The sequence below is a fragment of the Litchfieldia sinesaloumensis genome (assembly GCF_900156865.1).
GTDB lineage: Bacteria > Bacillota > Bacilli > Bacillales > Bacillaceae_L > Ferdinandcohnia > Ferdinandcohnia sinesaloumensis.
Map to the genome: position 1 here is coordinate 4,373,316 of NZ_LT732529.1, position 24,822 is coordinate 4,398,137.

General features: G+C 37.4%; 24 protein-coding genes. 11 read left to right on the forward strand and 13 right to left on the reverse strand.

The genetic code is table 11. From position 1 onward, the window contains the following. Positions 1 to 6 precede the first annotated feature (6 nt). The 6 genes from CZ490_RS21285 to CZ490_RS21310 form a co-directional block, all read right to left on the reverse strand. A complete protein-coding gene (locus tag CZ490_RS21285) occupies positions 7 to 813 on the reverse strand; it encodes a GNAT family N-acetyltransferase (RefSeq protein WP_077620739.1) in 807 nt (268 codons plus the stop codon). 117 nt (positions 814 to 930) lie between these two features. Beyond that, positions 931 to 2,361 (reverse strand): hypothetical protein, encoded by a 1,431-nt coding sequence (locus tag CZ490_RS21290; protein ID WP_077620740.1) that lies wholly within the window; start codon positions 2,359 to 2,361, stop codon positions 931 to 933. A gap of 185 nt (positions 2,362 to 2,546) precedes the next feature. After that, on the reverse strand, positions 2,547 to 3,815 hold the full coding sequence (locus CZ490_RS21295) for a TRAP transporter large permease (protein WP_077620741.1): 1,269 nt from the start codon (positions 3,813 to 3,815) through the stop codon (positions 2,547 to 2,549). After that, positions 3,815 to 4,291, reverse strand: a complete 477-nt coding sequence (locus CZ490_RS21300) for a TRAP transporter small permease (protein WP_234987275.1) — start codon at positions 4,289 to 4,291, stop codon at positions 3,815 to 3,817. Before CZ490_RS21300 ends, CZ490_RS21295 begins: the two co-directional genes overlap by 1 nt. Before the next feature lie 70 nt (positions 4,292 to 4,361). Next, on the reverse strand, positions 4,362 to 5,402 hold the full coding sequence (locus CZ490_RS21305; RefSeq protein ID WP_077620742.1) for a TRAP transporter substrate-binding protein: 1,041 nt from the start codon (positions 5,400 to 5,402) through the stop codon (positions 4,362 to 4,364). Positions 5,403 to 5,767: 365 nt separating this feature from the next. Further along, positions 5,768 to 6,457, reverse strand: coding sequence for a universal stress protein (locus tag CZ490_RS21310; RefSeq protein ID WP_077620743.1), 690 nt, complete (start codon positions 6,455 to 6,457; stop codon positions 5,768 to 5,770). 252 nt (positions 6,458 to 6,709) lie between these two features. On the opposite strand from CZ490_RS21310, the gene CZ490_RS21315 reads away from it, so the two are divergent. The 7 genes from CZ490_RS21315 to mnhG all read left to right on the forward strand — a co-directional run bounded on the left by CZ490_RS21315 (position 6,710) and on the right by mnhG (position 12,584). Then, positions 6,710 to 9,124, forward strand: coding sequence for a Na+/H+ antiporter subunit A (locus CZ490_RS21315; RefSeq protein ID WP_077620744.1), 2,415 nt, complete (start codon positions 6,710 to 6,712; stop codon positions 9,122 to 9,124). Beyond that, positions 9,108 to 9,533 carry a Na(+)/H(+) antiporter subunit B gene (locus CZ490_RS21320; protein WP_077620745.1) on the forward strand — a complete coding sequence of 142 codons (426 nt, stop codon included), beginning with the start codon at positions 9,108 to 9,110 and terminating at the stop codon, positions 9,531 to 9,533. The genes CZ490_RS21315 and CZ490_RS21320 overlap by 17 nt, the downstream gene beginning before the upstream one ends. Beyond that, complete coding sequence (locus tag CZ490_RS21325; RefSeq protein WP_077620746.1) at positions 9,533 to 9,871, forward strand: Na(+)/H(+) antiporter subunit C; 339 nt, start codon at positions 9,533 to 9,535, stop codon at positions 9,869 to 9,871. Before CZ490_RS21320 ends, CZ490_RS21325 begins: the two co-directional genes overlap by 1 nt. Beyond that, a complete protein-coding gene (locus CZ490_RS21330; RefSeq protein ID WP_077620747.1) occupies positions 9,864 to 11,354 on the forward strand; it encodes a Na+/H+ antiporter subunit D in 1,491 nt (496 codons plus the stop codon). The genes CZ490_RS21325 and CZ490_RS21330 overlap by 8 nt, the downstream gene beginning before the upstream one ends. Before the next feature lie 69 nt (positions 11,355 to 11,423). Next, positions 11,424 to 11,903 (forward strand): Na+/H+ antiporter subunit E, encoded by a 480-nt coding sequence (locus tag CZ490_RS21335; protein ID WP_077620748.1) that lies wholly within the window; start codon positions 11,424 to 11,426, stop codon positions 11,901 to 11,903. Beyond that, entirely contained in the window at positions 11,900 to 12,178 is a 279-nt protein-coding gene (locus CZ490_RS21340) for a Na(+)/H(+) antiporter subunit F1 (RefSeq protein WP_077620749.1), read from the forward strand. The genes CZ490_RS21335 and CZ490_RS21340 overlap by 4 nt, the downstream gene beginning before the upstream one ends. Beyond that, positions 12,162 to 12,584 carry a monovalent cation/H(+) antiporter subunit G gene (gene mnhG, locus CZ490_RS21345; RefSeq protein ID WP_077620750.1) on the forward strand — a complete coding sequence of 141 codons (423 nt, stop codon included), beginning with the start codon at positions 12,162 to 12,164 and terminating at the stop codon, positions 12,582 to 12,584. The genes CZ490_RS21340 and mnhG overlap by 17 nt, the downstream gene beginning before the upstream one ends. Before the next feature lie 97 nt (positions 12,585 to 12,681). Here the strand turns inward: mnhG and CZ490_RS21350 are convergent, their stop codons facing one another. Both CZ490_RS21350 and CZ490_RS21355 read right to left on the reverse strand, forming a co-directional pair. Next, complete coding sequence (locus CZ490_RS21350; RefSeq protein ID WP_142255414.1) at positions 12,682 to 12,888, reverse strand: hypothetical protein; 207 nt, start codon at positions 12,886 to 12,888, stop codon at positions 12,682 to 12,684. Positions 12,889 to 12,946: 58 nt separating this feature from the next. Then, on the reverse strand, positions 12,947 to 13,555 hold the full coding sequence (locus CZ490_RS21355; RefSeq protein ID WP_077620752.1) for a hypothetical protein: 609 nt from the start codon (positions 13,553 to 13,555) through the stop codon (positions 12,947 to 12,949). 251 nt (positions 13,556 to 13,806) lie between these two features. Between CZ490_RS21355 and CZ490_RS21360 the strand changes: the two genes are divergently transcribed. Beyond that, a complete protein-coding gene (locus CZ490_RS21360) occupies positions 13,807 to 14,301 on the forward strand; it encodes a ribonuclease H-like YkuK family protein (protein ID WP_407639794.1) in 495 nt (164 codons plus the stop codon). Positions 14,302 to 14,626: 325 nt separating this feature from the next. Here CZ490_RS21360 and CZ490_RS21365 read toward each other — a convergent pair whose 3' ends face one another. After that, a complete protein-coding gene (locus tag CZ490_RS21365) occupies positions 14,627 to 15,241 on the reverse strand; it encodes a PH domain-containing protein (protein WP_077620754.1) in 615 nt (204 codons plus the stop codon). A 300-nt stretch (positions 15,242 to 15,541) separates the two neighbouring features. On the opposite strand from CZ490_RS21365, the gene CZ490_RS21370 reads away from it, so the two are divergent. Then, positions 15,542 to 16,705: a Gfo/Idh/MocA family protein gene (locus CZ490_RS21370; RefSeq protein ID WP_077620755.1), complete on the forward strand. Its 1,164-nt coding sequence runs from the start codon at positions 15,542 to 15,544 to the stop codon at positions 16,703 to 16,705. A gap of 127 nt (positions 16,706 to 16,832) precedes the next feature. Then, positions 16,833 to 17,684 (forward strand): sugar phosphate isomerase/epimerase family protein, encoded by an 852-nt coding sequence (locus tag CZ490_RS21375; RefSeq protein WP_077620756.1) that lies wholly within the window; start codon positions 16,833 to 16,835, stop codon positions 17,682 to 17,684. Between the two features lie 62 nt (positions 17,685 to 17,746). On the opposite strand, the gene CZ490_RS21380 is transcribed toward CZ490_RS21375, so the two are convergent. Genes CZ490_RS21380 through CZ490_RS21390 form a run of 3 tightly spaced genes read right to left on the reverse strand, consistent with a single transcriptional unit; the run spans position 17,747 to position 21,523 of the window. After that, a complete protein-coding gene (locus CZ490_RS21380) occupies positions 17,747 to 18,853 on the reverse strand; it encodes a GerAB/ArcD/ProY family transporter (RefSeq protein ID WP_159440001.1) in 1,107 nt (368 codons plus the stop codon). Between the two features lie 19 nt (positions 18,854 to 18,872). Next, the gene (locus tag CZ490_RS21385; protein WP_077620758.1) at positions 18,873 to 19,967 is read right to left on the reverse strand and encodes a Ger(x)C family spore germination protein; all 1,095 of its coding nucleotides are present in this window, start codon (positions 19,965 to 19,967) and stop codon (positions 18,873 to 18,875) included. 29 nt (positions 19,968 to 19,996) lie between these two features. Then, positions 19,997 to 21,523 carry a spore germination protein gene (locus tag CZ490_RS21390; protein WP_077620759.1) on the reverse strand — a complete coding sequence of 509 codons (1,527 nt, stop codon included), beginning with the start codon at positions 21,521 to 21,523 and terminating at the stop codon, positions 19,997 to 19,999. Between the two features lie 289 nt (positions 21,524 to 21,812). Here CZ490_RS21390 and rlmD point away from each other — a divergent pair, with 289 nt between their 5' ends. Further along, positions 21,813 to 23,177, forward strand: a complete 1,365-nt coding sequence (gene rlmD, locus CZ490_RS21395; protein ID WP_407639819.1) for a 23S rRNA (uracil(1939)-C(5))-methyltransferase RlmD — start codon at positions 21,813 to 21,815, stop codon at positions 23,175 to 23,177. A 94-nt stretch (positions 23,178 to 23,271) separates the two neighbouring features. On the opposite strand, the gene CZ490_RS21400 is transcribed toward rlmD, so the two are convergent. Continuing rightward, positions 23,272 to 24,804: a glycine betaine uptake BCCT transporter gene (locus CZ490_RS21400; RefSeq protein WP_077620761.1), complete on the reverse strand. Its 1,533-nt coding sequence runs from the start codon at positions 24,802 to 24,804 to the stop codon at positions 23,272 to 23,274. Positions 24,805 to 24,822 lie beyond the last annotated feature (18 nt).

Sequence of the window (24,822 nt, forward strand, 5' to 3'; positions counted from 1 at the left end):
AAGTTGTTATTTTTCTAGTACGTAAAAGTACTGATTGTTGCACTCAGGAGCTTTAATTAAGTCTGTGACGATCCAGCCTTGGTTCAAATAATGTCTAAACACTCTCTTCGTTTTTTCTCTCCACATTAAGGCAGTTTCAAAGTTATTAGTCTTAATCTCTTGAAAATTTCCTGGTACAGGAACAAATAAATATTTTCCCGACTCTTCCAAATAGATATCACCAGGTTGTAAACAGCCATTTTTTATTTCGGTATTAATTAAGACAGGAGAACCATTTAAATCATTGTGTTTTATGGCTCGTCCAATTTCGTTAACAGACCACTCTACTACAAACCGATCCGTAGAAATACCATCGTTCATGCCATCATTCATATCTCCATATGCATTTTCAATATACGAAGTGCAAACTGCACCTAATTTATGTAGATTCAAATTTCCATTCACTGTTTCTAGCGGATCATAGGTCCATGATATTAAGTCATAGCCTTTTTCAGACGCTACCTTACGTTGTTCTAGCTTTAATTTTTCACCGATTCCCAGCTTCCGGAAATCAGGGTGAATCCCTAGGCTATGAGAAACTAGGTAAGGTTTTGTACCATCAAAGCCTGGAAAACTATATTGAAAGCCAATTAATTGATCCTTATAAAAGGCTCCTAAAATAAACCCACCGTTTTTTACCGTAGCAGCTGTATGGCTGATAGGGACCGTATCTTCAGGACTCCATACCAGAGATTCTAATTTGTGAACTTGCTGTAATTCCTCTATGGATTTTATGTTTTTTATAATAACGGATGATACTATCTCTTGTTGCATCATTTGCCTCCTACATATTCTGACTACATTTCATTATAGAATGATAAATAAAGTGGGACAAGGAAGGTCCATTGTCCCAACTCAATTAGATAATATTTGATTCAGGTGTACCTACATCTACAATATGAGCAGGCCAATAATGGTAGACACAATAAGCCCTATTGTGACGGGTATGAAGCTTCTTCGGACTAGTTCCATGACCGGCACTTTTGCAAAGCCTGCAACGGCTATGAGTGATGACCAGGCAATTAACGTTCCGCCACCTACCCAAATGGAGCCCATTTGCCCTATGGCAGATAATGTTTCGACGTCGACACCAACACTCCCGCCTAATGCCCCAGATAATGAACCAACGAGTGGGAGGCCTGAGAACCCGGAACCGTCTAATCCTGTAATAACCCCGATTAAGAGGATTCCAAACCCAGCTATAAACGCATTTTCAGGTATAAAATGCTGACCTGAAACCACTAAATCAAATAAGAAAGAAGGAGACTCCTCAGGATTCAAACCAAATATTTTACTTGTTAATTCTCCGCTACCTAAGAAAAAGAAACCTGCAATCGGTATGACAGGACCCATCGCTTTAAAAGCGAATAGGAATCCTTTTACAATATTGTCGCTTACAGCGGTTAGGGCCAAACGTGGACTTTTAAAGGTTGAAGCAGCTATAAGGAGTATTGCTGAAGCCCCACCAATTAAGGCTGCGCCGGTTCCACCTTCGACTGAAGGGATGAAATTGGAAAACTTAGCAAGAAACATATATCCGATAATAATTAAAAATGTAACAGGAACAAGGATTGAAAACAGAAGACTATATTTACTTTTCTTCGTCTCTTCAATAGTGATTTCACCGTTTTCTTGGTCAAAATCAGCATTACTGTTCTCCCATGTATGCAAATGATCTTCTGATGGAGGTGAAATATACTTTCGTAAGGTTAGGTAAGCAATAACAATTGCTGTAACACCAGTAATAACGGATAGTATCATGGCTCGATCCGCTACAATACTTACATCTGCTCCTGCCGCTGTTGCTGTTAGAGTTGGAGCAATTTGAATGATATAGTCAGAAGATAATGCCATTCCCTGACCAGCTAGTGAAATCGCAATTGCTGCCCCAATAGGTGGTAGCCCGGCACGAATCGCCACTGGGATAAGTAACGCCCCAACTAATGGAACGGCAGGTGTTGGCCAAAAGAATAATGAAATAACATAGGTGACAAAAATGAGGACCCAGAAGGAGATATGCCCGTTTTTCATCAACTTCTGAAACGGTGTGATCATTTGTTTGTCAGAACCGAGTGACTTTAAAGAATGCAAGAGTGCGGTCATAATGGCTATGATTAGAAAGATGTTAAATAATTCTCCAGCTGCAACTAAACTCGCATTGAAAATGGTCTGTAGACCTGATGAAAACGACCCTGTAAAAATCCAACCAACTAAAAAAGTGACAATAATGGAAGGGACGACAACATTTTGCCGAAATAACATTGTTACGATAATGATACCGGTCCCCACTAAATACATCCAATGAGCCGCAGTAAGTTCCATTTATATAAAACCCCCTTAGAAGTGAACGAACAGCATAAGTTATTCGTGAATTTATTTTATGCATCCGTATGGGCTTCGGTGAAAGGGGGAGGGGACTTGATTAAAATAAAGGTAACGGAGAGCTTATCTCGTAAAAAAGTGCCTGCATCTCACAAGTGATGCAAGCACTTTTTAATGTATAACATTTATTTATCTAAGAAAAACAGTGAAAGCTCAGGAATAAAGCTGATAATGATAATGTCAACAATTAATATGATGAGAAATGGGATGATGGCCCGAACGATTTTTTCTAATCGCAGGTTTGCAATATTGGACGCTACAAAAAGATTAATCCCAACTGGTGGTGTGATGAAACCAATCGCAAGGTTAACAACCATGATAATACCAAAGTGAACAGGATCAATACCAACCGCTGTTGTTACTGGAAGCAAGATTGGCGCCATGATAATAATTGCAGCCGATGTTTCCAAAAATGTACCTACAATTAATAAAATGACATTAATAATCAGTAATACGATAATTGGGTTTTCCGAAATAGCAAGTAATGCATTTGTGATTGAAAGTGGGATTTGCTCTCTTGTTAAGATAAATCCAAAAATCGATGCACAAGAAATAATAAACATAATTACCGCAGAAGTAACGGCTGATTGAATAAAGATTTCCGGTAGGTCTTTCCACTTAATTTCACGATAGATGAATAGACCAACAATTAATCCATAAACAGCAGCTACGACGGAAGCTTCTGTAGGAGTAAAAATCCCACCGTAAATTCCACCAAGAATGATAACAGGCATTAAAATTGCCAGAATCGCTCTGTTAAAAGATGTGAAAACATCTTTAAGGGAGCTCTTTTCTCCTTTTCCATAACCGCGTTTTCTAGAAATGAAGTAGGCAACTGCGATTAAAGAAAGACCAACAAAAATTCCAGGTACGATACCTGCAATGAATAAATCGCTAATTGATGCTCCAGCAATAACACCAAATAAGATCATTGGTACACTTGGTGGAATCATTACACCGATTGTTCCACCTGCGGCTTGGATAGCAGTAGAAAAGCTTTTATCATAGCCTTTTTGTACCATTGCTGGTATCATGATGGCCCCAACCGCTGCTGTTGTCGCCGCACCAGATCCAGAGATAGCAGCAAAGAACATACATGTTACTACCGAGACCATTGCCAAACCTCCGTGCATTCTTCCTACAATCGTCATGGCAAAATCTACGAGTCTTTTAGAAATACCTCCAACCTCCATTAACTTTCCAGCAAGGATGAAGAAGGGGACAGCCATTAATGTAAACGAATCTGTGGATGTAAACATTTTTTGGACAATAACCATCAGTGGAACATTATCTTGAATCATCAGTACAATCATAGAAGCGAGTCCGAGAGCAACAGCTATTGGGATGTTAATTAAAAATAGTACGATTAATAAACCAAATAATAACCAAGCCATTAGTTCTTCGCCTCCTTTTTCCATTCAGTTATTACGACATAAAGTAGATTGATAATAAATAAGACACTTGATATCGGAATTACTGTATAGATGTATCCCATCGGTATTTGTAGGACAGGAGACTTTTGGATCATGCTACGTTCAATAAAGTCAAAGCTGTGGACGATAACCTGCCAAAAGAAGAATGTTACTAGAAGCGCAATAATTACATTAAGTATTTTCTTTAAGGTTGGTCCCGAAGTATCATAAATAATCTCGACACCGGGATGAGCCTTTACACTCATTCCATAACCAGCACCAAGGAATGTAGTCCACACAAGTAAGTAGCGACCTAATTCCTCTGTCCAAGCCAACGGCTGTTCGAATACAAAGCGGAAGAGGACCTGCAAAAAGACAACGACAACTAATGCAAAAAATAAAATGATGAGTACCCATTTGAAAAATCCATTTATACTATCTACTATCTTTTTAATCACCTGTATTTCCCCTTTTGATGGTAAAAAAACTTGGATTGTGCTAGGCACTCACCAAGTTTTTTTATTTAGATTAATTTCCGTTTAAAATGGCTTCAATATTTTCCTTACCAAAGTCTTCTTCATATTTTTCAAAAACTGATTGGATTGCGTCACGGAATGGTTGTACATCTACATCTTCAATAACTTCCATACCTGCATCTTTGACAACCTGTAGTGATTCTGTGTCAGCTTTTGTGCTCAGTTCGCGAACTTTGTCACCAGCTGTTTTAGCTTCTTCTTTAAGGATATCTTGGTATTCAGCAGGAAGTGTATCGAAAACAGATTTACTAAACATAACAACAGCAGGTGAATAAATATGACCTGTTAATGTCATGTACTGTTGATTTGCATCATATAGCTTGTACGTATCAGCAATGATTAATGGATTTTCCTGTGCATCAACTACTCCTTGTTGAAGGGCAGTTAAGGCTTCGTTCCATGCCATTGGTGTTGGTTGAGCACCAAGTGCGTTGAAAGCGTCAAGGTGAATTTGGTTTTCTTGAGTTCGGATTTTTAATCCTTTTAAGTCTTCTGGTTTGGTAATTGGATGCTTGCTATTTGTAATATGACGGAAACCATTTTCAGCCCAAGCTAGACCAACAAGTCCAACTTCTTCCATGCCAGTTAAAAGATCTTGACCAACTTGTCCATCAAGTACGCTGTATGCATGCTCTCTTGATTCAAATAAGAATGGTAGATCAACAATTCCAATCTGTGGATAGAAGTTAGCAATTGGTGCTGTAGATGAAATAGACATATCAGCCGTTCCAAGTGTAAGAGCTTCTGTTAATTCTCTCTCTGCTCCTAATTGGTTTAGTGGAAAAATTTCAATCGTCACTTTTCCATCTGTACGTTCTTTCACATTTTCAGCTAAATCTAGTAATGCAAGATGGTAAGGGTGTTCCTCTGTTTGAGAATGCCCTGCTTTAAAAGTATACGTTTTTCCTTCGTCTTTAGCGCCATCAGATGCTGATGATTCGCCCTCGTTACTGGATTCTTTACCTCCACATGCTGCTAAAACTAATGCAAACACTAAGAAAAGTACCATCCAGGAAAGTTTTTTTCCCTTCATGTTGAAGCCCCCTATTGTGTGTAAAATTTAGATGATATTGAACATTATAACAGCTTTTAATTATTTTTCTACAATATTTAATCTTTTTCGATAATTTTTTTCTTAAAAGCGTTAAAGTGTGACAGGATTTTCGTACTGATTGAAATAGATTTAAAGTTGATGCCACAAAAAGGAGGTTAAACTGAAGAGAAAACTTCGATAGAACTCCATGATAGTAGTACCGAAAACTAAGCGGAAATTTTAAAAAAATGTAAGCATGATTCTTGTCATGTTACACAATCTATGCTAATTTTATGTTATGTAACATTAGTTGAGGTAAGTGGAATTTTTGGGGTGCAAAAAAACCTCCGCAATAAGCGGAGGTGTTATAAAAAGTTATCATCGTCTAAGTTTGTATTCATATCTACATTCGTTAAATCAGTTACGATATCCTCGTTAACCTGGACCTGTAAAGTTTTCTGGTCTTTCATGAATTTAAAGATTCCGTTGTTAAAGTCTGTACCGAATTCCTTAAAAAAGATTCCTTCGAATATAACATTTTTAGTGTGTTTAAAGTTGAGACGATAGTGATCTCCCTCTTCTACTAAATAAGCACGAACTCCTTTATCAAAATGCCCCTCTGTGTTTTTTAGGAAGCGGGCAACTGAAATAATATGGAGGTCAACAAAAGGAATTTCCTTTAATAACGAATTAATAATTGAACCTTTCGTCATTTGCTCCCAACGACTTTGTGCGGTTTGGCCAAGAACAATTTGCGTAACGCCTTTATCCCTGGCAACATCTGCAATTACCTTTGAAATGGGTCTTTTTTCATTGTCCTTAATAATAAAGGCATCTGCGCTATGTTGGTCAGCTAATTCTTTCCACCTCGTAATGTAGTTAACCTTTTCTGGGTCAAGATCATCAAAAGGCTTCGGATCAACAGTTAGAATGTATAGTGGACAATCAAGCATTGTTGCAATTTTGCAACCACGTTGGATGAGACGCTCACCATTTGGACCATAATATACACAGACAAGAATACTCTCGTCCATTCTTTCTTTTTTCATTTTCATAGTTACTCACCCCAAAATTTGATGTGAACTCGTAGGCCAAAACCAGATTTATTTATAAATATCCTGAAAATAAGGAACCATTATAGATAGTTCTTTATTTAGCTGGGGGCTCGCATGTACACACCACCTATAAAAAATAATTGTAAATGAATCTTTTCTTTAAACTATGTCTGACTATAGCGCATGCTACAAAATGAGTCAATCTATTAAACTAAATTGTAAAAAATACCTTTCAAGAAGGAGGCGATTCCAGTGTATTGGTTTCATCTGTTAATTATGTTGCCATTTATATTTGCTGTATTTGTTCCTATATTATATAAAAAGTTTTCCTTTCGCATACATACGGGCTGGTTCGTATTCATCGTACCACTCGTGGTATTCGCCTATCTACTTACATTTATTCCCACAGTTGCAGATGGGAATACCATCATCTCTAGCTTACCTTGGATACCTGCCTATGATATTAATTTCTCAACCTATATCGACGGTTTAAGTTTGACGTTTGGTTTATTAATTTCTGGTATTGGTGCATTAGTTATCTTGTATTCCATCTTTTATTTATCAAAGGAACGTGAAGCACTTCATAATTTTTACGTGTATTTACTTTTATTCATGGGAGCAATGCTCGGTTTAGTTTTTTCTGATAACGTCTTTGTACTGTATGTATTCTGGGAAATCACAAGTGTGTCTTCCTTCTTATTAATTGCGTATTGGTATGAGCGTGAAAAATCACGTTATGGAGCACAAAAATCGATGCTAATTACGATTTTTGGAGGACTTGCAATGCTCGCAGGTCTCATTATGATTGCTAGTAGCTCGGGAACGTACAGTATACGTGAAATGCTTCTTAATGTAGAGGCAATCACTTCGAGTTCATTGTTCATTCCAGCCATGGTATTGATTTTGCTGGGGGCTTTTACAAAGTCAGCGCAGTTCCCATTTAGCATATGGTTGCCAGATGCGATGGAAGCTCCTACTCCTATCAGTGCTTATTTGCATTCAGCAACAATGGTTAAGGCGGGAATTTATTTAGTTGCTCGATTAACCCCTATTTTTGGAGGTACTTCTACATGGTTTTGGCTCGTTACAGGCGTCGGAATCATCACGTTGTTGTATGGATCTGTAAATGCAATTAGGCAGACTGATTTGAAAGCACTATTAGCATACTCAACAATCAGTCAGTTAGGTCTAATAATGAGCCTTTTGGGTCTAGGTTCTGCTGCTCTGTATTTTGATTTAGGGAATGAGACGACTATTTATGGTACAGCCGTCTTTGCAGCTATTTTTCATCTGGTCAACCATTCTACCTTTAAAGGAAGCCTCTTCATGGTGGTCGGTATTATTGACCATGAAACAGGAACCCGTGATATACGTAGACTAGGTGGGTTAATGAGTCTGATGCCTGTTTCCTTTACACTTACTGTAATCGGGAGTTTTTCTATGGCAGGACTACCTCCATTTAATGGTTTTTTAAGTAAAGAAATGTTTTTTACGGCAGTTAATAATGCCTCAAGCATGAACTTCTTCCACATGGAGACAATTGGGATACTGATTCCTATTGTCGCCTGGATAGCCAGTGTATTTACGTTTATTTATAGTATGATACTCGTATTTAAGACGTTTAGAGGGAAGTATAAGCTTGACAATACCCGTGTTGTTCATGAAGCGCCAATTGGAATGTTGATTTCACCCATTATACTAGGAGCGCTTGTCATTATTGGTTTCTTTTTCCCGAATGTACTTGCGACCTATTTATTAAAGCCGGCGTTAACATCAATACTGCCGGTGCTTTCAGAGGCAGCTGTTTTAGAACTTAAAATATCAGCCTGGCATGGCTGGAATCTAGAACTTTGGATGACAGTTGGTGTTGTCGTACTTGGTACCATCCTATATCTCAATTTAAGGAAATGGTATAAAGTCTATCAGTACTATCCACAGTCGTTAACAATAAACAATATATATAATCGTGCTCTTGATAAAATGGAGCAGTTTTCTGGAACAATTACAAACTCTTACATGACAGGGTTTATACGTGATTACCTCGTTTATATTTTTGGTTTCATGATTCTAGCTGTCGGTGGGGCCATTTGGTTACTCGATGGAATTTCATTTGACTCCCGTGATGACGCATTAGTCACCCCCTTTGAAATAGCAATAATGATTGTTGCTGTTGTAACTGCAGTCACGGTTCTTTTTGCGAGGACAAGAATTACAGCAATTGTTGCGGTAGGTGCACTTGGTTTCATAGTTGCATTTTTCTTTGTGATTTTCCGTGCGCCTGATTTAGCACTGACACAATTAGTTGTGGAAACTGTAACGACGGCACTATTCTTATTGTGTTTTTATCACTTACCGCAATTACGCAAAGAAATTAGTCGAATTCCGTTCAAGTTAACCAATGCAATTATTGCTATTGGGGCAGGGAGTGTTGTCACAATCGTTGCTTTATCAGTGAATGGAAATCGCCTATTTGATTCGATATCCGATTACTATGAAAATTCGTATGAACTAGCGGGAGCAAAAAATATAGTTAATGCAATTCTAGTGGACTTTCGTGGGATTGATACGATGTTGGAGATTCTTGTCTTGAGTATTGCAGGTCTGGGTGTTTATTCATTAATCAAGTTACGTTTAGCGAAGGAGGGTTCAGATGAAAGAGCCGAATGATGTCATTATACGAAGTGTCACAAAGGTTGCTGTCATTATTATCTTCACCTTTGCCATCAACTTGTTTATATCTGGTCACCATCATCCGGGCGGCGGTTTCATTGGAGGCTTAGCCTTCTCGGCGGGATTGGTTCTTCTGTTTCTTAGTTACGATATAGAAACGGTTCGAAAAAATTTACCGCTCGATTTTAAAGTAGTAGCTGCAATTGGTGTATTAATTGCTGTTGGTACTGGAGTGGGCAGCCTGTTATTTGATGCTCCGTTTTTAACACAAACATTTGGGTATTTTGAGATTCCTGTTTTCGGAAAAACAGAACTGGCTACTGCGGTATTATTTGATGTAGGTGTTGCTCTGGCAGTCATCGGGACATCGCTCACAATTATTATGAGTATAGGTGATGATCGATAATGGAAACATTAATGTCTATTCTTGTAGGAATCCTATTTGCAATTGGGATTTATCTCATATTAACGAAAACTCTATTACGAATCATTCTAGGAACCTCTGTACTCGGCCATAGTGTGAACCTGCTTATTATTACCATGGGGGGGCTTGAAAAAGGGGGACCTCCCTTATTAGGATTAAAGGGTTTATCCTATGTAGATTCATTACCACAGGCGCTGCTGTTAACAGCGATTGTAATTAACTTTGCGACAACGGCATTATTTTTAGTGCTAAGTTACCGTGCATATAAGGTCTTAGGCACGGACGATACTCAGGCATTGAGAGGTAAAAGCGATGGGTAATTTAGTTATATTTCCAATCATTATCCCGATTATTCTTGGGATGATCATGGTTATTTTTCGAAAAAATATAAGGCTGCAAAAAGTACTTAGCATAGCGGCAGTTCTGAGTATATTTGTGGTTTCTTTGGTACTTATGCACCGAATTAAAATAGAAGGGATTCAAGTTCTTCAATTGGGGGGCTGGGAAGCACCTTTTGGTGTAAGTATGGTTGCCGATATGTTAGCGGCCATATTAGTGATGGTAACAAGTGTCGTTACGTTTTGTTGTCTACTATATGCCTTTAATAGTATTGGGAAGGATAGGGAGTCATTTTATTTTTATCCACTTGTCCTGTTTTTAATTACGGGTGTTAATGGTTCCTTCTTAACTGGGGATATTTTTAATTTGTTCGTCTGTTTTGAAGTAATGCTTGTATCATCCTATGTCTTGATTTCACTTGGCGGAACGAAAATACAGCTTAGGGAATCAATCAAGTATATTTTGGTAAATCTTATTTCTTCCTTCCTATTTTTAGTGGCAATTGCGTATTTATATGCGATGACTGGGACATTGAACCTTGCTCATCTGTCTGTCCGTATTGCTGAAGTTGGTCAGGATGCTGTCATGACAACAGTAGCAATTTTATTCTTAATTGTATTTAGCTTAAAGGCAGGTTTATTTTTATTTTATTGGTTGCCAGGATCATATAGTGCACCACCCACGGCAATTGCAGCTATTTTTGCAGCACTATTAACAAAGGTTGGTATCTATTCGATTATGCGCGTATTCACGCTTGTGTTTTACCATGAACCAGAGGTAACGCATTTATTAATCGGAATCTTAGCAGCAGCTACAATGCTTCTAGGATCAATTGGTGCCGTGGCGTTCTGGGATATAAAAAGAATTATTACTTACAACGTGGTCGTGGGGATTGGATTTGTAATTGCGGGGATTGCCTCGTTTAACGAAGCAGGTATTACAGGTTCTATCTATTATTTAATCCACGATATGGTCGTAAAAGGACTTCTCTTTCTTTTAGGTGGAACCATTATTTATCTTACAGGTACAAGTAATATAAGAGAATTCAGTGGACTCATGAGGCTGCATCCTAAATTCGGTTGGATGTTTTTTATAGCAGGTCTCTCACTAGCTGGATTACCACCCCTAAGTGGCTTTTTAGGGAAAATATTTATCACTGAGGGTACATTCGATTCCGGTTATTTATGGCTAGGTGGCATTGGTTTGTTCACGAGTTTACTGGTGCTCTTCTCGATTATGAAAATCTTTATGAATGGATTTTGGGGTTATACAGATGTACCAGAAGATACTGAAACCAAATCATTAAAAGGTTTACTATTACCTATGGGAATTCTAACTGCCTTAATGTTTGCACTCGGGCTGGGATCGCAGGGAATTAGTGAATATGTGGATATTGCGGTTGAGGTTATTCTGGATCCTACCATTTATATCGAGGCTGTTTTAGGAAGTACCTTTATAGATTAAGTGTAAAAGTTTACTTATGTGATACAGAAAAAATACCGAGGTTGCGTATAGTAGAAAGGGGTGGTTTCAATGCCCATGCAGGTTCTAATCAATTTATTAATCGGATTTATCTGGATGTTCCTACAAGATAGCTGGTCTGTTTTAACTTTTTTTAGTGGTTATTTATTTGGTTTAATCGTGCTATTTATCTTGCGTAGGTATTTCCCGCATAAATTTTATGTAGTGACATTACTTGCTATTTTAAAGTTATTTATTGTTTTTATCCATGAATTATTTACTTCAAGTGTGCTAGTAGTCAAGCAGGTTATGCGTCCTAAAATCAATATCACACCAGGTATATTTACCTTAGAGACAGAACTGGAAGGTGACCTTGAAATAACCTTACTTGCGATGTTATTAACATTAACTCCGGGTTCGGTAGTTGTTGAAGTTTCGCATGATCAGAAAAGGTTCTATATCCATGCCATGGATATTCCAGAATCAAGTGATGCCGTGCTGCGCTCAACAGCGAAATTTGAAGAGGCAATAAAGAAGGTGACACGAAAATGATAAAGACAATTTTACTTATTTCGTTGGGGTTTCTAACTTTCGCTATTTTTGCGACAATCTATCGTTTAGTAAAAGGACCATCTGCCTCTGATCGAATTCAGGCTCTTGATGTATTAGGGATTAATATTATCTCAGCAGTTGCTATTTTTTCTGTGTTCTTAAAGAACACCGGATTTTTTGAGGTTATTTTATTAATTGGAATTCTATCTTTCATTGGAACGATTGCCTTTGCAAGGTTTATTGAAAGGGGTGTTGTTATTGAGCGGCGTAAGTAACCCAGTTGAGGCAATTGAAGTCTTTGCGGTTTTATCTATATTAGTGGGAGCTATCTTTAGTTTCTTTTGTGCAGTGGGGTTAATTCGGTTACCAGATGTATATTCTCGTACACATGCAGGATCAAAAGCATCTACAATGGGAGTCCTTTTTATATTAGTAGGAACCTTTTTATTCTTCATAATGGAAGGTACTTTTAGCATTCGCTTATTTCTAGGAATCTTCTTCGTATTCCTTACCGCCCCAGTCGCAGCACACGCCATCGCTCGTTCCGCCTATCGAGCTAAAGTTCCTCTCGCCGAACAAAGTGTAAAAGACGATTTAAAAGGAGTCTTTGAGGGGGAACACGAGGAGGAACACGGGGACGGTTCTGGTGTTTCAAGTGACGAGGTTTCGAGTAAGATGTGATGAAGGACCAAATCAAAATAACAATGGTGCGGTAAAGTCCTTCAAGAGCCTTTAAATTGGAACTGATTAAACTTTTATGTACTTTACAAAAGGAAACTCACTGAGAGTTTCCTTTTGCATTATTCTGGTGCTTAAGAATAACCTGATACGCATCTTCTGCACTTAACTGAGCTTTTTCAGCATCCGATTTCGAGATTTCGATGGTTGTTATGTTAACAACAAGTTCCCCCTTATCATATGTCAGATAGAAATGACCTTTCGAATCATATATTTCAATCCCATAGTCTGAAAATATTTGTTTCATCTCGTGCTCCTTTCTTAAAAGTAAAGTCAGTCTAATTAAAGAAAGACGAGAAGAGGGACTATTTAATAAATAATTCAATGTCCTCATCCTCAAAATTCTCGTCTAAAAGATTTTGTTTGATGAGCTTAATTTCAAGTTCTTTCAAGACAGTTAAGGAATATGTTAATCGATACATGACAAATAGACCTCTTTCACTACTTAATGGTATTGTTGTAAAGCTTTTTTTGTTGCTTGAATTAATATAACTGATTACCATTTTATTACTACTATCAACCTCATAGCAGATGGTCTGTGGTTGTATCGTGTTAAAACTTGAGTAGCTGATAGGGACACCAAGTTTTAGAAAATAGTCAGTTAGCTCATTAACATTTTTAAAATCGTGGACAGGGTTATCAGCAGGGAAAATAGTAGGAAAATAGAATTTCTTAAGCAGTTTGATCAAGAAATATTTGGTAGCCTTTGCTTCATTAGTAAACGTTATGATGTTCTCTTTGTCTGAATTAGGCTGTCTTTCAAAGTTAATTTCGGCATACTCATATGCACCATTGTTAAACTCAAGTTGAGCATAATTTTCATATAATGACCTATTTTCCTTCAAAATTTGATGATCAAAAAGAATATCAATACCTACATATTTGCATATTTGTATTAGTTGGTTTTTGTCCATATGCTTCATTCCTTTTTTTATCTGATATAACCTTTATGGTAACATTATACAGTTTAGGGGCGGGGAAAAGCAGCTAATAAAGTAGTGGGAGAATGGGCATGTTTATCATGTTTATATCCATTTTTTGTACCAAATCATCAAATAGTACACATTATTTAATTTCCGGTCATAAAATGTATAAAAGACTGGGAAAGTTGTGATATGAATTTATGAGAAACAATTCAAACAATCACTACTTATTTAAAAATCTAATGGAAAAACGGATGTCATTTGAACGTGTTTTCGAACATATAAAAGAGTTCATGCGTTCTCAACCTAATGGGAGATTCAGGCTTATCATAGGTACAGATTCTCAAGTGCATCCAAGGCAAACCACCTTTATTACAGGGGTTGTCATACTTAATGAAGGAAAAGGTGTGTGGGCTTGTATCCGAAAAGTGGTTGTTCCAAGGAGAATGAATCATTTGCATGAGCGTATATCTTATGAGTTATCATTATCGGAGGAAGTTGTTTCATTATTTACTGAAGAGAAGAAAAATCAACTCATTGATATTGTGTTACCACATATTTACGATGGTGCCTCATTTACAATGGAGGGGCATATTGACATCGGAGCAGGAAAAAGAAACAAGACACGTGAATTTGTGAAGGAAATGGTCACACGCATGGAAGCAATCGGCGTAGAACCGAAAATTAAACCAAATGCATTCGTGGCCTCAAGCTACGCAAACCGTTATACTAAATAATTAGTATAGCAAACTACCAATATTAGTTTTCAATCGGTGCCTGGAGCCTAGTAAATTCGTACACTCACTGGAATTAGGCGCCGTTTTTTTGTGGGAATGAAGCGAAGAGGAGAAGTGGCGGCGAATCCTCTTCATAAGCGGTATGAAGGGGAAAAGTCGACAGGATGCAGCAGTGAATCCTCTTCATAAGCGGAGTGATGAGGAGAAACAGCAAGAAGAATGTTCGAATTCCTTTTCATTAACGCAAAAATAAACCAAGAAACAAAAACGCATCCACAAAGTCACTGAATCCCGACTTTATGGATGCTAATCATTATCAAACATATTAGTTGTTTATATACTTTTCAAATACATCTCCGAAATCTTTTAGATGGTATTGATCTCGTGCTGACGAAAGCCAGGAGAAACCATACTCGGTTAATTGCTTGTATTCTTCGGCAAGTTGAACTTCGGATAACCTTGAATTGTGCAAGACTGAAGCTGCTTTATCGAGGCTATTGACCGCCATATCGTACATGATGCTATTTTCATGAATAATTTCAGAAATATAAACGAGTGCTTTATATAAATCATTCAATTTATCAATCTGTTTTTTATCCACATCAATACTGTAAGATTGATTTCCTAGGCTGAATTTAATTTCAATATCTAAGTCGACTCTACCAGCTGTTTCAAGAAACACATTTGATATTTTGTACTGTGAATATGGATAACGCTTTAGCATTCTTTTTGAAGAAACAGCATTTGCGCCGTCAACATGGATGAAAGCAATGTTTGTGAAGCAATATTCATCAGCCTTTGTCTTTATTAAAAAGTAAATCTTTTCATTGTCCTCATGTCTTATGTAATCATCTGCATCTGTTTTATCATAGTCCTCAGGACCAATAATTTTTCCGATATCCGATAAACCTAACGCGTCTGCTGCGAACTTTTTTAACAACTTTCATTTCCCCTTTCTAACTTAGACGATAAACTCCAAACTTATTATATCGCGTTTGTCAGGTGAGTATAACCAAAAATATCTAGAATTCTTTGAAGCTTACCTTAAGAAATCACAACACATCGAAAGTTATGACATGGAAATCAATATAGATCACTGCTAACATTTATAGAAAAGAAAGTAATTTTAAGTCTACAAAAATGAAAACGAATTCAAAGCAACTCTATCAATCTCATCCAACATTGAACGAATATGAATAACTGAGAAAAATTTTGTTACTGATAGGGAAAGGAGAAAGAAATGAAAAAAGTAAGATTAGGCATAATCGGAGCGGGTGTACAAGGTAAGAACTATGCAAGATTTGTATCAGAAGGAAAAGTGAAGAATATGGAAATCGGAGCATTCAGCGATGTAGACCCATCACTTCAGGAGTATGTTAACGAACAATACCCAGGTATACCTTTCTATTCGAATTACATCGATATGCTAGAAAGTGGAGAAGTTGATGCAGTTGTAACCACAGTTCCTCATTATCTCCATCCAAAGATTGCGATAGACGCATTAGAGAGAAACATTCACGTACTTGTTGAAAAACCAGCAGGTGTGTACACAAAACAAGTGAAGGAATTGAATGATTTCGCGGCAACAAAGCCAGAACTTACATTTGCTGTATTCTTCAATCAACGAACAAATCCACTCTATCAAAAGGTGAAAGAAATTATTGATGGTGGAGAAATCGGTGAAATACGCAGTACCAACTGGATTATAACAACCTGGTGGAGACCACAAGGATACTATGATCAAAGTGCATGGAGAGCAACTTGGGAAGGTGAAGGTGGCGGAGTTTTAGTAAACCAAGCTCCACACCAAATTGATTTAATCCAGTGGATTTGTGGAATGCCTAAGAAGGTTTTCTCAAATTTAAAATACGGATTCAAACGAGACATTGCTGTTGAAGATGATGTAAAAGCTATATTTGAATATGAAAACGGTGCAACTGGATTTTTCGCAACATGTACACATGATGTCCTAGGTACTGATCGTTTTGAGATTTTAGGAGATAACGGAAAAATCATTGTAGACGATAGTAAGAAACTTACGGTTAGAAGACTGCGCAAGTCTGAGCAAGAGATGAGTGCTACCCTAGGCATGGGAGAACTTAATAAACTTATTAGAAGTAATGGGCCTGAGCAAATCTATGAAGAAGAAGTAATTGAGTTCCAAAGTGTATGGGGAGACCAGCATTGTAATATCCTCACAAATTTTGCAGCCAATATCTTAGATGGAACTCCATTAATCGCACCAGGAAGCGATGGCGTGCACGGTGTTGCATTAGCAAATGCAATTCACCTCTCAAGCTGGTTAGGTAAAGAGGTTGAACTTCCATTTGATGATGAGCTCTACTTAACGGAATTAAATAAGAAAATTGAAGAAGAAATACAATCTAATACGGTAAAACAATAAACTTATTAGTAAACCCCCTTTACTATAGATTTCAATTCAGCGAGGAGGTATTCCCTCCCTTGAGTTGGTACATAATCATTTTTATTACCATCATGCTCGAACAAACGACTAGGAGGTCTTTTGGAGAATGAAAAAAGGCAAAATTGCAGTTCAACTGATGACAGTAAAATCAAAGGTTGCCGAAATCGGCGTCTATGAAACATTTAAAAAGCTTAGTGAACTTGGATATGGTGCAGTTGAGGTTTCTCAAATTCCAATGACACCAGAAAATGTCGCTGAAATTAAAAGAGCGTCAGATTATTTTAATATTGAAATCGCAGCGCTCTCAGCTCCGATAGAAGCAAAACCAGGTACTACAAATGAAAACCTGACGGACCACTTTGAAAAAATCGTAAACGATTGCAAAACACTAAACAGTAAGTATTTACGTATTGGTATGATCCCAGTGCATATTCTTGGTGACAAAGGAAAAATCATGGAGTTTATCGATAAATTAGAAACGTTCACCAATAGACTTGAGGAAGAGGGAATTCATTACTATTACCATAACCATCATATTGAATTCCAGAAATATGATGGAGAATATCTATTGGACATTATTAAAAATAATACGACAAAGCTTGGCTTTGAAATCGATGTACATTGGGTAGCAAGGGCAGGAGTTGAGCCAGTAAGCTACATGAAGCAATATGCCGGAAGACTAGGATTACTTCATTTAAAAGATTACAAGGTCGGAGAAATCGATTTCAGTGCCATAACTGATCGAGCATCCTATGTCCAAAATGTTCATAATAATATAAAGTTTGCTGAACTTGGTGAAGGAAACTTAGATATTAAAGCCATTGTTGATGCTGGGCTAGAGTATGGTTCTGAGTACTTCATTATTGAACAAGACGATACATATGGAAGAGATCCATTTGAAAGCCTTGATATCTCTGCTAAGCATTTACGAAAGCTGGGTTATGGTGATTGGTTTTAATTCAATTTAAATGTAAAATAAAGGGTTGTCCGCTACACTGTGAGCATGTGGGATAACCCTTTTTAGGTATTCTTCTTCTTATTTATGATAGCATTTCGTACAACACTAATAATAAATAAGAAAGGAATATAGCCAAACAAGAATGCGGTACCCATAATGATTACTACCTTCTGAATTAAATGAGTATAGTATAAGTCAACAAGATTGGCATTAACAAGGACGTAAGCAACTAATAAAAATAATAAAATATAGGTTGGTTTTACCTTTGGAAAAGTAAATTTAATGGCTCGAACAGCTGACCATAGATAGATACAAATAACCGGCATAATGGCTAAGAGCCACGTGAAAATAAAGATAAATTCAAATCGCTCAAGAAATGGAAACTGAATGATTTTAATCATGGTTAAGGTTGGCCATGTTAAGTGCTCTAGTTTGCCCTGTATAAAATACATAAATGTGACGAGTGCTATGATTGTATAAGCGAGTGTTGTGACTAATATAGCTAGGTGTCCCCATTTGCTCGCCTTTTTACTATCCTTTATAAAGGGAAAGTAAACAAGCACCGTTTCAAAACCTAAAAATAAAGTGACGGATGCTTTTACTGATATAAAATGGTCTTTTAAACTATGATTGAACAGTGGTTGAAGATAGGAAACGTCCAAATAGCCAGCAATATAGAATATGGTACTAAGTAACAGAGCAGGAATGATGACACCCCAGAATGCAATTCCAGTTATCACTCGAAATCCCCCTGAGACCAGGTAAAAAATAAGGCAACTTAAAAGAATGGCGTATTCCCAGCTCGCGATACCGTCAAACACCCATATTTGAAGCGCGTCAATATAAGAGTATAGAACAGCTAAGCCTGCTATCGAAAAATAGCACGCTAGTATTATATTCAATACCCCTCCTAGTGTCTTTCCTAAAAGGGCTTTATGAAAAGAGAGGATATCACCAGCAGGTGCCTGTTTCATAATATATAACATCATAAAGAACAAAACATGAAGACTTAAGCCCAATGCCAATATGGACATCCATGCTTCACTTCCAGCCCCTTTACTTACCTTTCCCTGAAATGTTAATACAGCAATTCCTGTTTGGGCTCCATGAATTAAAAAAAAGATGAAATAGGGTGAAACGAGTTTATTTTCACTTATCGTACTGTTCATTATGACCATCCTAGTCTAGTTAGCCCTGAAGGCCTGAATGTATGATTTCTAAATTTAGCTTAATATTAATGGGTAATGTAGGGTATGTTTCTTCATAAAAGGATGCTTCATTCCAGTCCTTATCTTGTGAACGAATAATATTTCCAATACCAATAGGATCGACTCCGTTTTCTTGGAACTTCTTAAATAGATTTTCAATCTCCTCTTTCGCACTTTCTTTAATCACTTTTTTTATCGTTTCAAGATCCTCTGGATTTTCTAAATTAAGGTAGTCAGGATGATGGGTTATTGACCAAACGAGGTTTAACGTGAGGTTTAATTGTTGCTCATTTTTTACCCAATCCCATTTACTTTTATTTCGAAAAGCACGAACAAGAATAACATCTTTACGACTTTCCTTATTCATAATTATTTCATACGTTGCTTGAGAACGATAATTCTCGATTGTTGATAATACAAAAGTTTCTTTAGCATTTAGATGAAGTTTGAGCTTATCGTCTTTTAAAATACCGACCTTATCCACCTGTATTTTATCGTTTTTATCAATGGTAAGCATAGGCACGTACGGATCAACTCCTTCACCATAAAAATTATTTAAAAAGGTATGAAGGTTCATCCTTGGGAGGAGTTGTCCCGTCATGTTTTGTTTGATTTGTTCAGCTAACGTTAAGCTGCCCTGTTTTTTAAAAGTAGTAAGAGTTTCCTTAGCAGAATGGGTAGATACGGCAATATGAATATTCGTAGCAATTTGTGGGGTTAATAGAAGTCTTTCTACCACATCATTAATCCCAGCTTCTGCGAATTCTTTACCAAATACTAAAACTCTTATTTTTGATAACTCGACAGGGGTACTTGTACGGGTCGTCATCTTAGGTCGTAGTAGTGCAACTGAAGCTGCCTCATCTTCTAGATAATAAATCTTATCATCACTTTTACTCTCCGTATACTCAGGATATAAGGCAGTTCCAATCACTTGTCCGTTATCATCTAAGTCAAAACCAAATACATGTATAATACTTAATTTATCGACAATCTTAGTTCTGGTACACCCTGTTAGACCTACTGCGCAAACAAAAATCAAGATAATTATTAGGCTGTTTTTCCATTTCCGCATATAAACGATTCTTCCTTTTCCACAAGATTTTATTCTGAGTTCAATCCATCATCTGGATCTTTATTTGTAGCCGGGGTGTACCGCTTTTTGCTTAAAGGTCTCATGAACTGCGGACGTGAGCTCGTTTTTGTAAAATTAGGTCTGATAAAGGAACCGATAGCCCAACTCTTTCTAAATGGATAAAGTGGAACTAAATAAGGGATACCTAATGATTTGAGTCGAGCCAAATGTCCAATTAAAAAGAGAATTCCAACATAGATTCCTAAGCCACCCCAAATTGCAGCTAGTATGATGAACGGGTACCGTAATAGTCTGACAGCATTAGACATTTTATAAATAGGTGTTGTAAATGAGGCTAAGGCAGCAAGTGCAACAAAGATTAATAAAATATTACTTGTAAGTGCTGCTTCGACGGTTGCTTGACCGATTACAATTCCCCCAACAATTCCTAGAGTTTGTCCAATTTTTGTTGGAAGGCGTGCTCCTGCCTCTCTTAGCAAATCAATCGTTATTTCTAAAAATAAAACTTCTACGACCGGTGGAAAGGGCACATTAGCTCTAGAGAAAATGAGTGGACCAAGTAGGTCTTTTGGTATAACTTCGAAATGGAAGGTTAAGATTGCTACATAAAAGGATGTTGCAAATATTGAAAATAACATTCCGAATATCCGAATTAATTTAAAAAAGGATGCAATTAAGGATGGCAGATAAAAATCTTCCGGATTTGAAAAAAAATCCATAAGATTGGCTGGTCCGATTAAGGCATAGGAAGATTTATCAGTAAATATTACAATTTGTCCGAACAAAAGGGATGCGACTGTTCGATCAACTCTTTCGGTAGTAATAAATAACGGAAAGGGCGATCTTGAATGATCAGTAATAAATTGTTCTAGCTGGGTGTTATCAAACACAGAATCAGCATCAATATCATTCAGCCTTTGTTTTGCAGTCTTTACAATCTCAGGATTTGTAACCCCATCAATGAAGGCAATTACAACCTTTGTCCTGGATCTGGTTCCAATAACCATTTCTTCAAGTATAAGGTCCGGCGTATCAAGATGTTCTCTTAGCATATGAAGATTTGTCCCGATATCTTCGATGAACCCAACTTTTGGGCCAATTACGCTAAATTCGTTATCCGTTTCATTGGTTTCCCGTTGACCTAATCTAGCGTTTCCAATTTTAAATAAAGCAAACTCATCCATTTGGTTCTTGAAATAAACAGTAACAGTGCCTTGGTGGAGAGCAGTATCAATTTCTTCAGGATCGTTTGTAAAGATAATTTCTTCAATTGGGATTACATTTTTTAAATCAGAAAGTGTCTCGATGTCCGTAACCTGTTTTTTTAAACTTGGTAATAAAGACTGTTGTAGTACTTTGGAATCAACTAGTGTTTTAAAGTAACTTAAGGTAATATTTTCATTATTTTTAATAGGAGAGATAGTTGAAAAGTCACTAGACTTTTTAGCCTTTTCAAAGATCTCATCCACTGTTTTTTCCTTCGTCTCATAATGATTATTTGTTTGTTCAACTTTCTTCTTTTTCTTCCACAACATACCCTACAATCATCCCCGCACAAAAAATAAATTCTCTTTGTGGTATTATCTAGCAAATTGGAAGGAAATATTCACCATTGTACTTACCATTAAAAGAATGTTAATACTTTCTAGGGTGTAGGGAATTCCAAATTTGTAGTTTGTGCATTATACTTGGTTAGTATGTTGTAAATTGGGATACAAAAGGAATATACTGTATTTTTAATCAACTAGGATAAATGAACTCCAATATAGATTTTCGTTTTTACCAAGGGAGGAACAACAATTGGCAGTAACAAAACCAGAAACGATGATTGTAGAAATTAAAAAGTTAGATGAAAAAGGGTCAGGGCAAGGAGTTGTGTGGCGTGAAAATGAGCACGGCAATAAAAAGAAGTTAAAACTAACAATTCCACAAACCTTAATCGGTGAACAAGTCCGTGTGACCGTTGACCAGCCAGACCGTAAACGAAGAAGAGTGGCGGCTGATGAAATTCTTTCCACAAATGAACAGAGGCTTGCACCTCCTTGTCCGCATTTTGAAAAATGTGGTGGTTGTGTATGGCAACATTGGGATTACAATGGCCAGCTTCAATATAAAACAGAGTATGTGAAACGACAGGTCGAATCTCAAGGCTTTAGTCCAGAACTTGTTAAAGATACCATTGGAATGGACGAGCCTTGGCGTTACCGTAATAAAATGGAATTTACCTTCTCACCTGAAGGCTTACTTGGCTTGCATGAACAAGGAAATTTCCGAAATATCATCTCTCTTGAAACATGTCTAATTGCAGGCGAGGACATGGTCGAGGGTGCAATGGAAGTAGCAGATTGGGCAAAGGAACATCAGTTACCAGGCTATAATAAAGACCGTCATGAGGGACTTCTTCGCCATCTTATGGTGAGACAATCCTTTGTAACAGGTGAAATCATGCTCGGATTATTTGCAACAGAAGCACCAGAAGGTCATCTTCAAGAAGCAGCGGACGACCTAGTTAAACGCATTGAAGAAAAGTTCCCGAAAGTAAAAAGCCTTTTGTGGCTTGAGAATACGGACTGGGCAGATCGAACTCAATCCGAGCAAACACATGTCTTAGCTGGACGTGATTTTATTTACGATGAGATGGACGGATATCGTTTCCGAGTTTGGTTTGATACCTTCTTCCAAACCAATCCTACCCAAGCTCAAAAATTGGTTGACCTAGCCGTTGAAATGGGTGAACCAAAGAAAACTGAAAAAATGATTGATTTATTCTGTGGTGTTGGAACCTTTTCTCTACCTTTCGCAAGCCGTGTAGAGAAGCTTGCCGGTATCGAAATTGTTGAAAGCTCAATTGAATCAGCTAAACGAAATGCAAAAGATAATGGATTATCCAATACGTACTTCTTAGCAAAGGATGCTCGAAAAGGTATAGATGAAGTGCTTGAAAGCTTTGGAAGACCCGAATTGCTTTTACTTGACCCTCCACGCTCGGGTGCTGGTGGCAAAGTGATGAGAAGAATTGGTCGCTCACAGCCGGAAAGAATTGTCTATGTTTCATGTAACCCTGAAACATTTGCAACAGATATTAAAGAACTTGAACCATTTGGATATACCCTAAAAGTCGTTCAACCAGTGGATCTATTCCCGCACACCGTGCATGTTGAAGCAGTTGCGTTACTTGTAAAAGAATAATTCGATGCCTTGCCTCCAGTAATAATGGAGGTGAGGCATTTTTAATTGAAAAGAACCCTTGCATTTGCGAGGGTTCTTTCGTGACAATATCAAATTAACGCTGTGGAGTTTCTGCCTTTTTACGTGGTTTTGGCTTTAAATATAGACCAAGTTCTTTCTTCTCTTTTGTTAAGGCGCGGAACAGCGATACCATCATCAGGACCATGATGATCGAAAATGGAAAAGCTGCCGCTATCAGTGCATTTTGTAATGCCTGTAGACCACCACTGTATAGTAAAATCAATGCTACTGTAGATTGTAAAATACCCCAGGTCAACTTCACAGAGTTAGTTGGTGTAAGTGAGCCGTATGAAGTTTGCATACCTAAAACAAATGTAGCTGAGTCAGCAGAAGTAATAAAGAAAGTACTTACCAGAATAATGGCAACTATGGATAAAATAATTGCTAATGAAGATTCATTGAATATAGCAAATAAGACTTCTTCTGTAGCAAATTGTGAAAGATCCACATTACCTTCCTTTTGAACTTCAACCGCGGAAGTGCCAAATGTTGCAAACCATAGAAAACTTACCAGCGCAGGAGCCAATAGCACTCCTATAATAAATTCACGAATTGTTCTACCTCTAGAGACACGAGCAATAAAAATACCTACAAATGGTGACCATGAAATCCACCATGCCCAATAGAAAATCGTCCAGCCATTAATCCAAGAACGATGTTCCTCGTTGAGGGGAGCAATTCGGAAACTCATTTGTATGAGGTTTTGAATATAACCTCCAACAGAATCGGTAAACATGTCTAGTATTAGGATCGTAGGACCAGCAATGAACATTAGCAGGAATAACGCAAGCGCTAATATCATGTTCGCATTACTTAAGTACTTAATCCCTTTACTTAAACCAGACCATGCTGAGATCATAAATAAGACCGTAACAATAGCAATAATGATAAATTGAACGAAAAAATTAATAGGTATCCCAAACAGGTAAGCGAGTCCTCCATTTATTTGGGCTGCACCAAATCCCAGTGTTGTAGCAACACCAACGACTGTTGCAAATACGGCTAAAACATCGATAATTGTACCAAGTATGCCTTCCATTGCTTTCTTTCCTAAAACAGGCTTTAGTGTAGCTGATATTAAACCAGGTTCACCTTTTCGGAAATTAAAGTACGCTAATGCAAGCGCGACAAGTGCATAAATCCCCCATGCGTGTATTCCCCAATGGAAGAAGGTATAGCGCATCGCCTCTTTTTGTGCCGCATTGGTCGCCCCTTCAGCTAAAGGTGGCGTTATGTAATGTGAAAGGGGTTCTGCTGCCCCCCAAAAGACAAGCCCAATTCCCATCCCTGCACTAAACAACATGGCAAACCAAGAAGTATTTGAATACTCCGGTTTCTCATCTGGTTTTCCTAACCGAATTGCACCAACAGGACTAAAAATAAGAAACAGACAGAAAATCACAATTATGGTAACTAATATGAGGTAATACCAACCAAAGGCTGATGTTATAAAGGATTGAATATTACCTGTAATTTCTTCAAAGCTAGTGGGTGCTGCAACACCAAATATGACAGCCGCAACAACAATAGCAACCGAAATCCAAAATACATTAGAAATATTTTTCATCATAAATTCCTTTCTTTA

Coding starts and splice junctions, on each gene's coding strand:
- CZ490_RS21400 (WP_077620761.1), bottom strand. CDS start 24,804: ATGAAAAATATTTCTAATGTATTTTGGATTTCGGTTGCTATTGTTGTT.
- CZ490_RS21295 (WP_077620741.1), bottom strand. CDS start 3,815: ATGGCTTGGTTATTATTTGGTTTATTAATCGTACTATTTTTAATTAAC.
- CZ490_RS21375 (WP_077620756.1), top strand. CDS start 16,833: ATGAAAAAAGGCAAAATTGCAGTTCAACTGATGACAGTAAAATCAAAG.
- CZ490_RS21370 (WP_077620755.1), top strand. CDS start 15,542: ATGAAAAAAGTAAGATTAGGCATAATCGGAGCGGGTGTACAAGGTAAG.
- CZ490_RS21290 (WP_077620740.1), bottom strand. CDS start 2,361: ATGGAACTTACTGCGGCTCATTGGATGTATTTAGTGGGGACCGGTATC.
- CZ490_RS21305 (WP_077620742.1), bottom strand. CDS start 5,402: ATGAAGGGAAAAAAACTTTCCTGGATGGTACTTTTCTTAGTGTTTGCA.
- CZ490_RS21285 (WP_077620739.1), bottom strand. CDS start 813: ATGCAACAAGAGATAGTATCATCCGTTATTATAAAAAACATAAAATCC.
- CZ490_RS21390 (WP_077620759.1), bottom strand. CDS start 21,523: ATGTTGTGGAAGAAAAAGAAGAAAGTTGAACAAACAAATAATCATTAT.
- CZ490_RS21320 (WP_077620745.1), top strand. CDS start 9,108: ATGAAAGAGCCGAATGATGTCATTATACGAAGTGTCACAAAGGTTGCT.
- CZ490_RS21380 (WP_159440001.1), bottom strand. CDS start 18,853: ATGAACAGTACGATAAGTGAAAATAAACTCGTTTCACCCTATTTCATC.
- CZ490_RS21360 (WP_407639794.1), top strand. CDS start 13,807: ATGGAAAAACGGATGTCATTTGAACGTGTTTTCGAACATATAAAAGAG.
- CZ490_RS21340 (WP_077620749.1), top strand. CDS start 11,900: ATGATAAAGACAATTTTACTTATTTCGTTGGGGTTTCTAACTTTCGCT.
- CZ490_RS21350 (WP_142255414.1), bottom strand. CDS start 12,888: ATGAAACAAATATTTTCAGACTATGGGATTGAAATATATGATTCGAAA.
- CZ490_RS21335 (WP_077620748.1), top strand. CDS start 11,424: ATGCCCATGCAGGTTCTAATCAATTTATTAATCGGATTTATCTGGATG.
- CZ490_RS21385 (WP_077620758.1), bottom strand. CDS start 19,967: ATGCGGAAATGGAAAAACAGCCTAATAATTATCTTGATTTTTGTTTGC.
- CZ490_RS21330 (WP_077620747.1), top strand. CDS start 9,864: ATGGGTAATTTAGTTATATTTCCAATCATTATCCCGATTATTCTTGGG.
- CZ490_RS21325 (WP_077620746.1), top strand. CDS start 9,533: ATGGAAACATTAATGTCTATTCTTGTAGGAATCCTATTTGCAATTGGG.
- CZ490_RS21310 (WP_077620743.1), bottom strand. CDS start 6,457: ATGAAAATGAAAAAAGAAAGAATGGACGAGAGTATTCTTGTCTGTGTA.
- CZ490_RS21355 (WP_077620752.1), bottom strand. CDS start 13,555: ATGGACAAAAACCAACTAATACAAATATGCAAATATGTAGGTATTGAT.
- rlmD (WP_407639819.1), top strand. CDS start 21,813: ATGATTGTAGAAATTAAAAAGTTAGATGAAAAAGGGTCAGGGCAAGGA.